Origin of the sequence: Actinokineospora terrae (assembly GCF_900111175.1) — a bacterium.
Classification (GTDB): Bacteria; Actinomycetota; Actinomycetes; order Mycobacteriales; family Pseudonocardiaceae; genus Actinokineospora; species Actinokineospora terrae.
On sequence record NZ_FOGI01000005.1, the window covers coordinates 497,011 to 511,286 of the forward strand.

Below are 14,276 nucleotides of genomic sequence, written 5' to 3' on the forward strand. Positions count from 1 at the left end.
GTATGGGCGAGAGGGGGTGTGCGGTGCCTACGAGCTTCGAGCAGTACGTGCACGACAACGCCCGTGAGCTGTTGCGCTACGCGACCGCGCTGACCTGTGACCCGCACACGGCGCAGGACGTCGTGCAGTCGGTGTTGCTGCGGGCGGGTCAACGGTGGCCGGGCATCGAGCGGTTGGCGATGCCCGGCGCCTACGTGCACCGGATGGTGACCAACGAGTTCCTGTCGTGGCGCAGGCGGGCCGTGCGGACGGTCTCGGTGCCGCATGAGGTGATCGAGTCGGTAGCGCCACCGTCGTCGGATGAGACCGACCGGGTTGATCAGCGGCATCTCATGTTCCAGGGCATCGCCCTCTTACCGCGCAAGCAGCGGGCCGCGGTGGTGCTGCGGTACTACGCCAACCGGTCGTTCGCGGAGATCGCCGGTGAACTCGGCTGCTCGGAAGCGACCGCGCGCAGCCACATCTCCCGTGGCTTGGCAGCCCTAAGGGACCGGATCCCGGCGCTAGAGCGTGCGAAGGAGGCGTTGTGAAGACCGACGAACTAGAGAGCCTGGTCCGTGACGCCATCGGTGACCACGCCGACCGCGCCCCGGAGCCCGCAGACACGATCCACGCGGTGCTCGCGCCCCGCTACCGGCGGCCGGTCCTGGCCTACGTCGCGGCGGCGGTCGTGGTGCTCACGCTGCTGGTGGTGGCCCCGGCGCTGCTGCGCGACGACGACCGGTCGAGCGGGATCGGCGGGACGAGGCCGCTGCTGCCCGCGCCCGAGCTCACGGTGCCGGTGCGCGTCGGCCCGACCTGGCTGCCGGACGGGATCACCGAGCTCAGCCGGGCGGCGACGCCGGACGGCAAGGTCCTGTCGCGGCAGTGGTCGGGCAAGCTGCCGCCCCTCAAGGTGACCGACCCGTACGTCAGCGTGACCGTGATGGCGAAGAGCGCCGAGCACAAGCTGGGGGGGTTCCCCTGCTACGGGGACGCCCAACCGGTCGACGTCAGCGGCAAGCCCGGCTCCGCAGTGGGCCCGACCCGGGGTGACCCGAGCACGTGCCTGGTGTTCGAGTACGACGATGCCGACGTCGTGCGCGTCAACGTCAACTACATCGCGGACGGGCGGGAGGTCGCGCTGCGGGTCGCCCGCTCGATCGGACCGGTCGACACCGCGCCCCTGGTCGTCGCCGCCGAGTTCGGCGTGCTGCCCGCGGGCCTGGCCCCCTTCACCCTCGGCATCGCCAAGGAGGAGTCCGGCCTCACCAGCCAGATCCACGCGATGCCGCCGGGCGGCGGAGACTCCGTGTCCGCCGAGTGGACCCACGCCCGCCCCACCCGGACCGGCGGCAACCCCACCACCGTGCGCGGCAGACCCGCCACCTACTACCCCATCGAAGCCACCGGGGACGGCGACGAACTCTGGGTCGACTTCGGCGACATGCGCCTGCGCGTCTTCTACTTCTCCAACCGCGCGAACCGCGGCCAACGCGAGGTCTGGGCGATCGGCATCGCCCAATCGGTCTCCATCCGCCTCCCCCGCAACGACTGGATCGGCGGTCGCTACTGACCTGGGCGTCTGGAATCCCAGACACTGTCACCCGATCCTGGGTCGTGCCGTGGCGGGGTTCGCGCTGTGATGGGGGGCATGGAACCAGTTGCCCTCGATGGTGGTCCGCTGAGTGTCGCGCAGGTGGTGGCGGTCGCCCGGGGCGAGGCCGAGGTGGTGTTGACCGCCGGGGCGTTGGACGGGGTGGCCGCGACCAGGGCGCACATCGAGAAGTTGGCCGACGCGACGGAGCCGACCTACGGGGTGTCGACCGGGTTCGGGGCGCTGGCGGTGCGGCACATCCCGGTGGAGCGGCGGGCGGCGTTGCAGCGCTCCCTGATCCGGTCGCACGCCGCGGGGGCCGGGCCCGAGGTGGAGCCGGAGGTCGTGCGGGCGTTGATGCTGCTGCGGCTGCGCACCCTGGCCACCGGTCGCACCGGGGTTCGGCAGTCCACTGTGGAGACGCTGGCGGCCGTGCTCAACGCCGGGATCCTGCCGGTGGTGCAGGAGTACGGGTCGCTCGGGTGCTCCGGTGATCTCGCCCCGCTGTCCTCCATCGCCCTGGCGCTGATGGGCGAGGGCCAGGTCAGGTACCGCGGTGAGCTGGTCCCCGCCGCCGACGCGCTGGTGGCCGAGGGCATCGAGCCGGTCGCGCTGGCCGAGAAGGAAGGGCTGGCGCTGATCAACGGGACCGACGGCATGCTCGGCCAGTTGGCGCTCGCGATCACCGACCTGCACGGCCTGCTCGACGTCGCCGACCTGACCGCGGCCATGAGCGTCGAGGCGCTGCTGGGCACCGACCGCGTGTTCGCCGCCGACCTGCAAGCGCTGCGCCCGCACCCCGGCCAGGCCACCTCCGCCGCGAACATCACCGCGTTCCTCGCCTGCTCGCCGATCGTGGCCAGCCACCGCGGCCCGGACTGCCCGCGCGTGCAGGACGCCTACTCGCTGCGCTGCGCCCCCCAGGTGCACGGTGCCGCGCGGGACACCGTCACCCACGCCGAGACCGTGGCGAGCAGGGAACTGTCCGCCGCCGTGGACAACCCGGTTGTGCTGCCGGACGGCCGCGTCGAGTCGAACGGCAACTTCCACGGCGCCCCCGTCGCCTACGTGCTGGACTTCCTGGCCATCCCGGTCGCCGACGTGGCGAGCATGGCCGAGCGGCGCACCGACCGGATGCTGGACGTGGCCCGCTCGCACGGCCTGCCGCCGTTCCTGGCGCACGACCCCGGGGTCGACTCCGGGCACATGATCGCCCAGTACACCCAGGCCGCGGTGGTCGCCGAGCTCAAGCGGCTGGCCGTGCCCGCCTCGGTCGACTCCATCCCCAGTTCCGCCATGCAGGAGGACCACGTCTCGCTCGGCTGGTCGGCGGCCCGCAAGCTGCGCAAGGCCGTCGAGGGGCTGGTCACCGTGCTGGCCGTGGAGTACCTGACCGCGGCCCGCGCGCTCGACTTCCGCTCCCCGCTCACCCCGGCGCCCGCCACGGCCGCCGCCGTCGCCCTGCTGCGCGAGCGCGTCCCCGGGCCCGGTCCGGACCGCCACCTGGCGCCCGAGATCGCCGCCGCCGAAGACCTGATCCGTTCCGGCGCCCTGCTGGACGCCGTCAAGAGGAGGACCGTGTGACCACCCCCGGACCCCGGCCGGTGCGCGCCGCCCGCGGCACCACGCTGACCGCGCGGAACTGGCAGACCGAGGCCGCGCTGCGCATGTTCCACAACAACCTCGACGCCGAGGTCGCCGAGCGCCCGGACGACCTGGTCGTCTACGGCGGCACCGGCAAGGCGGCCCGCAACTGGGCCAGCTTCGAGGCGATCAGCCGGGAGCTCACCACCCTCGCCGAGGACGAGACGCTGCTGGTGCAGTCGGGCAAGCCGGTCGGCGTCATGCGGACCCACGAGTGGGCGCCGCGGGTGCTGATCGCGAACTCGAACCTGGTCGGCGACTGGGCGACCTGGCCGGAGTTCCGCCGCCTGGAGGCCGCCGGGCTCACCATGTACGGGCAGATGACCGCGGGCTCGTGGATCTACATCGGCACCCAGGGCATCCTGCAGGGCACCTACGAGACCTTCGCCGCGGTGGCCGCCAAGCGCTTCGGCGGGTCGCTGCGCGGCACGCTCACGCTGACCGCGGGCCTGGGCGGCATGGGCGGCGCGCAACCGCTTGCGGTGACCATGAACGGCGGCGTCGCGCTGGTCGTCGAGGTCGACCCGGAGCGGGCGCGGCGCCGGGTCGAGACCCGCTACCTCGACGAACTGGCGCTGGACCTCGACGACGCGGTGGCGCGGGTCGAGCGGGCCAGGCGCGAGGGCGAGGCGCTGTCGGTCGGCGTGATCGGCAACGCCGCCGAGGTGCTGCCCGAGCTGCTGCGCCGGGGCGTCGAGGTCGACATCGTCACCGACCAGACCTCCGCGCACGACCCGCTGGCGTACCTGCCGCGCGGCGTCGACCTGGCCGACTGGTCGGACTACGCGGCCAAGAAGCCCGACGAGTTCACCGACCGCTCCCGCGACTCGATGGCCGAGCACGTCGAGGCCATGGTCGGGTTCCTGGACGCGGGCGCCGAGGTGTTCGACTACGGCAACTCCATCCGCGGCGAGGCGAAGCTGGGCGGCCACGACCGGGCGTTCGACTTCCCCGGGTTCGTCCCCGCCTACATCCGCCCGCTGTTCTGCGAGGGCAAGGGCCCGTTCCGCTGGGCCGCGCTGTCCGGCGAGGCCTCCGACATCGCCGCGACCGACCGGGCGATCCTGGACCTGTTCCCGGACAACGAGCCCCTGGAGCGGTGGATCCGGATGGCGGGCGAACGCGTTGCCTTCCAAGGGCTTCCGGCACGCATCTGCTGGCTCGGGTACGGGGAGCGGCACGAGGCCGGGCTGCGGTTCAACGAGATGGTCGCCTCCGGTGAGCTGGCCGCGCCGGTCGTGATCGGCCGCGACCACCTCGACTGCGGCTCGGTCGCTTCCCCGTACCGCGAGACCGAGGCGATGGCCGACGGCTCCGACGCGATCGCCGACTGGCCGCTGCTCAACGCGCTGGTCAACACCGCGTCGGGGGCCAGTTGGGTGTCCATCCACCACGGCGGCGGGGTCGGCATCGGCCGGTCCATCCACGCGGGCCAGGTCACCGTGGCCGACGGGACCGCGCTGGCCGGGCAGAAGATCGAGCGGGTGCTCACCAACGACCCGGCGATGGGCGTCATCCGGCACGTCGACGCGGGCTACGACCGCGCGGACGAGGTCGCCGCCGAACGCGGTGTCGCCGTGCCGATGGCCCGGTCGTGACCAGCCTCGCCGACATCGCGGGGGTCGGCGCCGACCCCCGCCGCGGCGGGTACTCCCGGCACGGGTTCGACCGCGTCGAGCTGGAACTGCGGTCCTGGTTCACCGAGGAGGCCGGTCGACGCGGGCTGTCCGTCGAGTGCGACCGGAACGGGAACCTGTGGGCGTGGTGGGGCGCGCCGGGTGACGGTGCGGTGGTGACCGGCAGTCATCTCGACTCCGTGCCCGGTGGTGGCGCCTTTGATGGGCCGCTTGGGGTTGTGGCCGCGCTTGAGGCCGTGGATGTGTTGCGGGCCAGGGGGTTCGTGCCTGGCAAGCCGTTCGCCGTCGTGGTGTTCGCGGAAGAGGAGGGCGGGCGGTTCGGGGTCGCGTGCCTGGGGTCGCGGTTGCTGACGGGTGCCATTTCGGCGGATGCGGCGTTGCGGCTGTCCGATTCGGACGGTGTGACGCTGGCGGAGGCGGTGCGGTCGGCGGGGCTCGACCCTTCTCGCGTGGGGCCCGATGCCGAGGCGTTGCGGCGGATCGGGGTGTTCGTCGAGCTGCACGTGGAGCAGGGGCGCGGACTGGTCGACCTCGGGGCGCCGGTCGGGGTGGCCAGCTCGATCCTGGCGCACGGGCGGTGGCGGTTCAGCATCAGCGGCGAGGGCAACCACGCCGGTGCGACGCTGATGGTCGACCGGCGGGACCCGATGGTGGCCGCGGCGCAGGTCGTGCTCGCCGCTCGCCGGGCCGCCACGGCGGTGGAGGGCGCACGGGCCACGGTGGGGCGGCTGATCCCCAACCCCGGCGGGACGAACGTGATCCCGTCCAGTGTGGACCTGTGGCTGGACGCGCGAGCTGATGACGATGCGCGGACCCGGGCCGTCGTCGCCGAGATCACCGCTGTCGCCTCGGAGGTCGCCGCCGAAGAGGGGTGCGTGGTCACCGTCTCCGAAGAGTCCTACGGGGACACTGTGGTGTTCGACGTTGGGCTGCGGGACTCGGTGTCCGGGGTGCTCGGGGGCGTACCCGCGCTGCCGACCGGGGCCGGGCACGACGCGGGGATCCTGGCCGGGCACGTGCCCACGGCGATGCTGTTCGTGCGGAACCCGACCGGGGTGAGTCACGCGCCGGAGGAGTTCGCGGAGGCTGACGACTGCGCGGCTGGCGTTGTGGCGCTGGCGTCGGTGCTGGAGGAGTTGGCCCGGTGACCGCGTACTGGTGCGCTTCGGCCTGGCTGCCGTCCGGCGTGGTGTCGGGGGTGCGGGTCGAGGTGGTGGACGGGGTCATCAGCGCTGTGTCGCTTGTGGACTCGCCAGGCGATGCCCACGTGCTGCCGGGGATCGTGTTTCCCGGGTTCGCCAACGCGCACTCGCACGCGTTCCACCGGGGCCTGCGCGGCCGCACCCACGGCGACGGCGGCACGTTCTGGACCTGGCGCGACCGCATGTACGACCTCGCCGACCGCCTCGACCCCGACTCGTACTACCTCCTGGCCCGAGCGGTCTACGCCGAGATGGCCCTGTCCGGCATCACCTGCGTCGGTGAGTTCCACTACCTGCACCACGCTCCCGGCGGTACCCGCTACAACGACCAGAACGCCATGGGGCACGCCCTGATCCACGCCGCGCGGGACGCGGGCATCCGGATCACGCTGCTCGACACGTGCTACCTGGCAGGCGGCATCGGGCAGCCGGTTTCCGCCCAGCAGCAACGTTTCTCCGATGGGGACGTACTCGCCTGGGCCAGCCGGGTGGCTGATCTGAAACCGATCCCGGGCTCCCGCGTCGGTGCGGCGATCCACTCGGTCCGCGCCGTTCCCCGTGACGCCCTGCCGGTGGTGGCCGGTTTCGGTGGGCCGGTGCACGTCCACCTGTCCGAACAGCCCGCCGAGAACGAAGCCTGCCTCACCGCGTACGGCCGCACCCCGACCCAGGTGTTGGCCGACGCCGAGGCCCTCGGCCCGCACCTGACCGCCGTCCACGCCACCCACCTGACGGCCGACGACGTGCGCCTCCTGGGCGAGTCCGGCACCGGGGCGTGCCTGTGCCCGACCACGGAAGCCGACCTGGCGGACGGCATCGGCCCCGCCCGCGAACTGGTCGACGCGGGCTCGCCGCTGTCGTTGGGCAGCGACCAGCACGCGGTGGTCGACATGCTCCTCGAAGCCCGCGCCCTCGAACACGGCGAACGCCTGCGAACCGGCCAACGCGGCCGATTCACCCCGGGCGAGCTGGTCGGCGCCATGACCGCCCACACGAGCATCGGCTGGCCGGAAGCAGGCCGCATCGAGGTAGGCGCCCCCGCCGACCTCGTGGCCGTCCGCCTCGACACGGTGCGCACGGCGGGATCGGCACCCGAGCAGGTGGTCCTGGCCGCGACAGCATCCGATGTGGACACCGTGGTGATCGACGGCCGCGTCGTGGTCCGCTCGGGCGAACACGTCTTGGGCGATGTTGGACGACTGCTGGCGGAGGTTGTCGGATGAGCGTGTTGGTGACGAACCTGGGGGAGTTGACCACCAACGATCCCGAGTTGGGGACCGTGCGCGGCGCGGCGGTTGTGCTTGATGGGGATCGGGTGGGGTGGGTGGGGTCTGCGAAGCGGGCGCCGCAGGCGGACAGTCGGGTTGACGCGCAGGGGCGGGCTGGGTTGCCGGGGTGGGTGGACAGCCACACGCACCTGGTGTTCGCGGGGGATCGGACCGCCGAGTTCGGGGCGCGGATGGCGGGGGAGGCGTACACGGCGGGTGGGATCGCGGTGACCGTCGAGGCGACCAGGGCGGCTGATGACGAGCAGTTGCGGGCGGGGCTGCGCAAGCACGTCGCCGAGGCGGTGGCGCAGGGGACGACCTGCATCGAGACCAAGACCGGGTACGGGCTGACCGTCGTGGACGAGGTGCGGTCGGCGCGGCTGGCGGCCGAGTTCGCCGACGAGGTCACCTACCTGGGCGCCCACCTCGTCCCCCCGGGCACCGACCCGGACGCCTACGTCGACCTCGCCGCGGGGGAGATGCTCGACCGGGTCGCGCCGTACGTGCAGTGGGCGGACGTGTTCTGCGAGACCGGCGCGTTCGACGAAGCCCAGTCGCGGCAGGTGCTCAAGGCCGCTGCCGCGCGCGGGCTCGGGCTGCGCGTGCACGGCAACCAGCTCGGCCCCGGCCCCGGTGTCCGCCTCGCGGTGGAACTCGGCGCGGCCAGCGTCGACCACTGCACGCACCTGACCCAGTCCGATGTGGACGCGCTGGCGGGCTCTGACACCGTCGCCACCCTGCTGCCCGCGTGCGACCTGTCCACCCGCCAACCCCTCCCCGAGGCCCGCCGCCTGCTCGACGCGGGCGCCACCATCGCCCTGGCCACCAACTGCAACCCCGGCTCGTCCTACACCTCGTCGATGGCCTACTGCATCGCCACCGCCGTGCTCCAGATGCGATTGTCGGTCCCCGAGGCCATCCGCGCCGCCACCCTCGGCGGCGCCCAAGCCCTCCGCCGCACCGACGTCGGCGTCCTGCGCCCCGGCGCCCGCGCCGACCTCCACCTCCTCGACGCCCCGTCGGCCACCCACCTCGCCTACCGCCCCGGCGTCCCCCTCACCTGGGCGGTCTGGCGCTCAGGCTCTCCGGCGCGTCCGCCGCGAGGATGACCACCTGCGGCCGGGCAACCTTCCCCGTCCGCCACCAGTCCCACATGGTCGCCGTGGCGGCCAACTGCACGAACACCCGCCTCGATTCCGGCCTGGCTTCAGCGCTCAATGACAGTGCCAGGAACCTGATCTGCGCCGCGCTCTTCCCCGTCAAGGAGGCCGTTTGATTCCACTCCGCCACCATGTTGGTCAAGTGGTGGTGTGGGAGCCGCGATCCAATCGGCTGATCGGCGCCCGCGGCATGCAGCCGCAGGCACAGATCGGCGATCTCGCCAATCGGTTCGATGTCGGATTCGATCAGTCCCGCTCTGCTGGTGAACTGCTCACGAACGGCGGAGAGGAACAGGTCCTGGGGTTGGTCCATAGCTGCGCGGACAGAGTCCATGAGCGCGTTGCCGAATCGGGCCCGTATTCTTTCCGCTCCGGGGCCTCTCCGCAGGTCGGTCGTCACTGCCAGCACGATGGGGTCTTCCTCAGCCGAATCTATCGCATCGGTTAGGTGCGAGATGAGGTCGATCATCCTTGGGGTTGGTGCGGGAATCCGCTTCAGGAGAAGGACTATCGTGGCTGGCGTCAGATCGGCTTGAGCTTCGTGGCGGAGATTCGCCGTCGCAACTCTCGGGCGAAACGACGCATTCATCCACAGCTGTGCCGTGGTGAAGAATGGCTCCTTTGTCCATGCGGCGGCGGATTGGATCGTGGGCAAAACTGAGGGATGGTTCAATTCTGACGCTGTTGCCAGTCGTAGCGAAACGGGGAAGACGGTGGACTTGTTGAGTTCGTCCACGAATTGGACCGCGCTGGTCGAAGACATACCGCGCGCCGGTTCGTCTCCTTGTCCCTCGACGGCGGGTGAGTCGTCGAGCAAGCGGTAGAGGCCTGCTGGGACCGGCGTGCGCCACACCACCGACCCCGTGGCCGTGCGCACCGCCGAGCGGAGGTGCCGGGATAACATGGCCTGCAACACCTTCTCCCGCAGAGCCGGGTCGTTCGCCGCGTCGCGCAGGACGCCGTCCAGTTCGGACCGCAGCTTCTCGTCCAGCTCCACCCCCTCCGCGACGCAGTCCAGTGCCAGGCCGAGCGCCGTCGAGGTCCGGGATGCCAGGCACGCCAGCACGATCGGGTCCGCGTCGGAGCCTGCCACGTACAGCAGGGTCGTCTCCCGCCACCAGTCGTCGTCCACCGCGTAGCACAGGGTGTCGACGAGGTTCTTCTCGCGGATGTAGGCGGCAGCGAGGTATTCCTGGAAAGTCAGGTGGGCGAAGGCGAACTGGTCCCGCTCCCACTCGACCACCAGCCCGTCGGAGATCACCCGGCGCAGGTGGGCCTCGGCGTCCAGCGGAGTCGACAGTCGCCGTAGGAGACGCTCGAACTCGGCCAGCACGACCTCGCGGGCAAGCTGGCGCACACCGTTGGTCATCATCAGGTACGCCAACGACCGCAGCAGCACCATCTTGTGCCGGTTGTTCCCGGTGCTCACCAGCTTCTTGGCCTCGTCGCGGTGCCACAGCATGACTTCGCAGATCTCGCGGTAGAGGTCGGCCCGCGACCCGGGTAACGCCCCTCGGAACTGGTGCACCGTCGCGATCATGGTGAGCAGCAACGGGTTCACCGTGAGGTCGACGAGCGCGGGCGCCTCGTCCAGCCGGGCGAGCAGGTCTTGCGCCTCTTCCGCGGCCCGGTCGTGCGCGTCCGGGGTGACCGTGTTCGCCACCGCGCGGTACCAGCCGTGCACGAAGTCGCGGACCTGGGCCGGGGTGAACGGCCGCACCTGGAGCACCACCGTGCCGTCCACCGGCGCGTCGAGGAAGCCCTGCGGCCGCGAGGTGAGCACGAAGTCGTTGCCGGAGAAGGCGGTGATCTGGTTCTCCACCCACGCCGACACCGACCTGCGGTCCTGCGCCCTGGCCACCTCGTCGAGGCCGTCGAGCATCACCACGCACCGGTCCGAGCGCAGCTTCCTGGCGACCCACTGGTCCGCGTCGACCAGGTCGTACCTGGCCAGGTTCGCGACGACGATCTCGGGCAGGCTCGCGCCGCGCAGGATCTCCGCCAGGTGGTCGCGCAGGAACAGCAGCACGGGGGTGCCGCTGTCGCAGATGTCGCGGGCGGTCTTGCGCAGCAGGGTCGTCTTCCCGCTGCCCGGGCCGCCGAGCACGGTCAGCACCTGCGGTCGGGGGTCGTCGAGGAAGTGGGCGAGCGGTCGGCGCCCCTGGACGGTGGTCGGCAACCCGGCGAGGACGTCCGTGCGCACCTGGTGCGGCGGCCGGTGCACCAGGCTGACGTCGACGTAGACCTCGTCCAACTCCAGGCTCGAGTGGCTCAGCGTCTGCAACCCCTTGAGGTCCACGTAGCGCGCGCCCCGGCGCACCCGCGCGATGTACTCCTGCTCGAACCGCTGGTCGGCGGTCAGTTCCGGCTCCGGCACCGGGCGCGACCGGCGGCGCCGTTCCAGCAGGGCGACCACGCCGGTCCCGGTGCCGAGCACCACCATCGCCGCCGCGAAGACCGACATCAGGATGTCCACCGCGCCCGCCCTTCTGCCGGTACCGCGTACGATCCTACGGTCCCGACCTGGAGCAGGTCCGGGGTTAGGTTGGGGACATGGAGTACACCCCTCTCGGCCGCACCGGGTTGTCCGTGTCCCGACTGGTGCTGGGCACCATGAACTTCGGGCCGCACACCACCGAGGCCGACAGCCACACCCTGATGGACCGGGCGCACGAGCACGGCATCAACTTCTTCGACACCGCCAACGTGTACGGCGGCAAGGGCGGCACCGAGGAGATCATCGGCCGCTGGTTCGCCCAGGGCGGGCAGCGCAGGGAGAAGACCGTGCTGGCCACCAAGCTCTACGGCGCGATGGGCGACTGGCCCAACGACGGCCGACTGTCCGCGCTGAACATCCGGCGCGCGGCCGACGCCTCGCTCAAGCGCTTGCAGACCGACTACATCGACCTGTACCAGATGCACCACATCGACCGCGACACGCCGTGGGACGAGATCTGGGAGGCCTTCGAGGTTCTGCGCCACCAGGGGAAGGTCCTGTACTTCGGGTCGTCCAACTTCGCGGGCTGGCACCTCGCGCAGGCCCAGGAAGCGGCACGGAGCAGGCACTTCCTCGGTCTCGTCGCCGAGCAGTCGCTGTACAACCTGGCCAACCGGTTCATCGAGCTGGACGTGCTGCCCGCCGCGAAGCACTACGGCATCGGCGTGATCCCGTGGTCCCCGCTGAGCAGCGGCATCCTCGGCGGCGTCCTGGCCAAGCAGCGCCGCGGCGAGGGCGTCCGCGACACCGCGTGGGCCGGGCCGGAGTTGCTCCAACGGCACCGCACGCAGGTCGAGGCGTACGAGGAGCTCGCCGCCGACCTCGGCCACGACCCCGCCAACCTCGCCCTCGCCTGGCTCCTGTCCCGCGACGGCGTCACCGGCCCCATCATCGGCCCCCGCACCACCGCCCAACTCGACGGCTCCCTCACCGCCTTCGACGTCACCCTCGACGAGGACACCCTCACCAAACTGGACGCCATCTTCCCGCCCCCCGCCCCCAACGGCGCCAAGCCCGCCCCCGAGGCCTACGCCTGGTAGCGCGGTCGTAGCCGGTGCCGGACAAGGGAACCCGGCACCGGTTACGGCAACTGGGGCCGCAGCCGCAGCCAGGCCTCCAGCTCCAGGTCCGGCGGATCGGGCGGGTAGATGGCGATGATGCATTCGGCCGCCCGCAGCAGGTTCGCCGTCGCGCGGAGGTCGCCCATCTCCGGGATGGTCAGCGATCGCCACCCCGGCGCCTTGGCGGTGGCGTCCTCGAGTGACAGCGGGAGCGCGTCGAACAGCACGCGGCGCAGTTCGCGCAGGTCGCGGAGCGGGACGGCCGGGCTCGGTCCCACCGCGTCGAGCAGCCTGAAGCCCGCCCACAGCCGACGCAGCTGGGTGTCCTTGCGCGGCATCCCCGCCAGTCCCGATGCCGCCTCGGCGCGGTTGTACGCGGTAGTGCACAGCTGCCACTGGTCGTCGGTCAGCGCCGCGGCCGCGGCCAGCCACTTGGCCTCGAACGTGTCGATCACGCCGATCCACTCGTTCACGTCGAGCTCCGGCGACTCGTCCGCCAGCGCCGTGGCGACCTCCAGCAGGTCCATGTGGATGAGTTCGCGCCAGGTCACCATCGGTCCGTGTCTCCCCTCAGTCGACACCGTGATCCTAAGAGCCCCGTGCCTGGTGACGAGACCTGGAGCAGGTCCGGGGTTAGGTTGGACGCATGGAGTACACGCACCTCGGGCGTAGTGGGTTGTCGGTGTCGCGGCTGGTGCTGGGCACGATGAACTTCGGCCCGGAGACCACCGAGCCCGACAGCCACCAGATCATGGACCGGGCCCTCGAGCACGGCATCAACTTCTTCGACACCGCGAACGTCTACGGGTGGCAGAAGGGGGAGGGGATCACCGAGCAGATCATCGGCCGGTGGTTCGCCCAGGGCGGGCAGCGCAGGGAGAAGACCGTGCTGGCCACCAAGCTCTACGGCAGCATGGGTGACTGGCCCAACGAGACGTTCCTGTCCGCGCTGAACATCCGGCGCGCCGCCGACGCCTCGCTCAAGCGGTTGCGGACCGATTACATCGACCTCTACCAGATGCACCACGTGGACCGGAACACGCCGTGGGAGGAGGTGTGGGAGGCGTTCAGCGTGCTGCGCCAGCAGGGCAAGGTGCTCTACTTCGGCTCGTCGAACTTCGCCGGGTGGCACCTCGCGCAGGCGCAGGAAGCGGCCAGGGACCGGCACTTCCTCGGGCTGGTGTCCGAGCAGTCCATCTACAACCTGCTCACCCGCTGGGTCGAGCTCGAGGTCCTGCCCGCTGCCAGGCACTACGGCCTCGGCGTGATCCCGTGGTCGCCGCTGCACGGTGGTCTGCTCGGCGGGATCCTGCGCAAGCAGCGCGAGGGCGGCGCGTCGCGCGGGCTGTCCGGCCGTTCGGGTGACGCGCTCAAGCAGCACCAGGACACCATCGAGGCGTACGAGAAGTTCGCCGCGGAACTCGGTGAGGATCCCGCGCACATCGGACTCGCTTGGTTGCTTTCCCGCGAAGGGGTCACCGGCCCGATCATCGGCCCGCGCACCGCCGAGCAGCTCGACGGGTCGCTGCGCGCGCTGGAGATCAAGCTGGACGCGGACGCCCTCGCGAAGCTGGACGAGCTGTTCCCAGCACCTGGACCCAACGGCGACAAAGCTGCCCCCGAGGCTTACGCCTGGTAGTCGACGACAGCCCCCGGTCCCACCTGGGCCGGGGGCTGACGTATTCCCGCAAAAAGGACATAGCCGCCTGCTATGTTCGGCAGGTATGTCACAGCGTGTTTAAACGCGAATACTCTCCCCTTGACGGTGCTTCCACGCGCCGGAGATGATCGATAAGTCCTGGATCGTCGGCGCAGCCGCATTCTGTGAATCACAGAGCCTATTGCGCGGTGGCGAACGGGCTCGAATTTCCGCGAGGGGGAGGTCGTGGTGCGCGTTCTCTCGCTCGTCCTGGCCGCGGTCCTCGGCGCGGTGGTCGGCATCGGCGCAGGAACGGTGTGCGCGGTGCCGCACCGCGGCGCCCCGGTCGAACAGATCCGCGCGGACCAGGAGACCCTGGTGCGCGGCCTGGGTTTCTCGGCCGTCGAACATCACCACGACCTGGTCGACGACGGCATCACCACGGCACCGTCGGACCACGTCCAGACCCAGCGCACCTCGGCCGACCTCGGCCTGCTGGTGATCGCCGCGGAATCCGCGGCCGCCGGACTCCTCGCGCGCGGCCCGCCGCTCGGGCGCTGATTCCCACCCGCCCACGCCTCGTCGGAATTCG

General features: G+C 71.2%; 12 protein-coding genes. 10 read left to right on the forward strand and 2 right to left on the reverse strand.

Annotated elements, in window-relative coordinates; genetic code table 11:
- Positions 1-23 precede the first annotated feature (23 nt).
- The 7 genes from BMY07_RS13860 (at position 24) to hutI (ending at position 8,436) form a co-directional block, all read left to right on the forward strand.
- Positions 24-530 (forward strand): SigE family RNA polymerase sigma factor, encoded by a 507-nt coding sequence (locus BMY07_RS13860; protein WP_245782365.1) that lies wholly within the window; start codon positions 24-26, stop codon positions 528-530.
- Positions 527-1,555: a hypothetical protein gene (locus BMY07_RS13865; protein ID WP_092778223.1), complete on the forward strand. Its 1,029-nt coding sequence runs from the start codon at positions 527-529 to the stop codon at positions 1,553-1,555. Before BMY07_RS13860 ends, BMY07_RS13865 begins: the two co-directional genes overlap by 4 nt.
- Before the next feature lie 78 nt (positions 1,556-1,633).
- A complete protein-coding gene (gene hutH / locus BMY07_RS13870; RefSeq protein WP_092778225.1) occupies positions 1,634-3,160 on the forward strand; it encodes a histidine ammonia-lyase in 1,527 nt (508 codons plus the stop codon).
- The gene (gene hutU, locus BMY07_RS13875) at positions 3,157-4,818 is read left to right on the forward strand and encodes a urocanate hydratase (RefSeq protein WP_245782366.1); all 1,662 of its coding nucleotides are present in this window, start codon (positions 3,157-3,159) and stop codon (positions 4,816-4,818) included. Before hutH ends, hutU begins: the two co-directional genes overlap by 4 nt.
- Positions 4,815-6,005: an allantoate amidohydrolase gene (locus BMY07_RS13880; protein ID WP_092778227.1), complete on the forward strand. Its 1,191-nt coding sequence runs from the start codon at positions 4,815-4,817 to the stop codon at positions 6,003-6,005. The genes hutU and BMY07_RS13880 overlap by 4 nt, the downstream gene beginning before the upstream one ends.
- Entirely contained in the window at positions 6,002-7,282 is a 1,281-nt protein-coding gene (locus BMY07_RS13885; RefSeq protein WP_092778229.1) for a formimidoylglutamate deiminase, read from the forward strand. Before BMY07_RS13880 ends, BMY07_RS13885 begins: the two co-directional genes overlap by 4 nt.
- The gene (gene hutI / locus BMY07_RS13890) at positions 7,279-8,436 is read left to right on the forward strand and encodes an imidazolonepropionase (protein ID WP_092778231.1); all 1,158 of its coding nucleotides are present in this window, start codon (positions 7,279-7,281) and stop codon (positions 8,434-8,436) included. The genes BMY07_RS13885 and hutI overlap by 4 nt, the downstream gene beginning before the upstream one ends.
- On the opposite strand, the gene BMY07_RS13895 is transcribed toward hutI, so the two are convergent.
- Positions 8,384-10,951: an NACHT domain-containing protein gene (locus BMY07_RS13895; RefSeq protein WP_143073468.1), complete on the reverse strand. Its 2,568-nt coding sequence runs from the start codon at positions 10,949-10,951 to the stop codon at positions 8,384-8,386. The genes hutI and BMY07_RS13895 overlap by 53 nt on opposite strands.
- Before the next feature lie 89 nt (positions 10,952-11,040).
- On the opposite strand from BMY07_RS13895, the gene BMY07_RS13900 reads away from it, so the two are divergent.
- Positions 11,041-12,024, forward strand: coding sequence for an aldo/keto reductase (locus BMY07_RS13900; protein ID WP_092778235.1), 984 nt, complete (start codon positions 11,041-11,043; stop codon positions 12,022-12,024).
- A gap of 41 nt (positions 12,025-12,065) precedes the next feature.
- Here the strand turns inward: BMY07_RS13900 and BMY07_RS13905 are convergent, their stop codons facing one another.
- Positions 12,066-12,599 (reverse strand): hypothetical protein, encoded by a 534-nt coding sequence (locus tag BMY07_RS13905; protein WP_092778237.1) that lies wholly within the window; start codon positions 12,597-12,599, stop codon positions 12,066-12,068.
- Between the two features lie 92 nt (positions 12,600-12,691).
- On the opposite strand from BMY07_RS13905, the gene BMY07_RS13910 reads away from it, so the two are divergent.
- Both BMY07_RS13910 and BMY07_RS13915 read left to right on the forward strand, forming a co-directional pair.
- On the forward strand, positions 12,692-13,684 hold the full coding sequence (locus tag BMY07_RS13910) for an aldo/keto reductase (RefSeq protein WP_092778239.1): 993 nt from the start codon (positions 12,692-12,694) through the stop codon (positions 13,682-13,684).
- 249 nt (positions 13,685-13,933) lie between these two features.
- Entirely contained in the window at positions 13,934-14,245 is a 312-nt protein-coding gene (locus tag BMY07_RS13915; protein WP_143073469.1) for a hypothetical protein, read from the forward strand.
- The last annotated feature ends 31 nt before the right edge of the window (positions 14,246-14,276 follow it).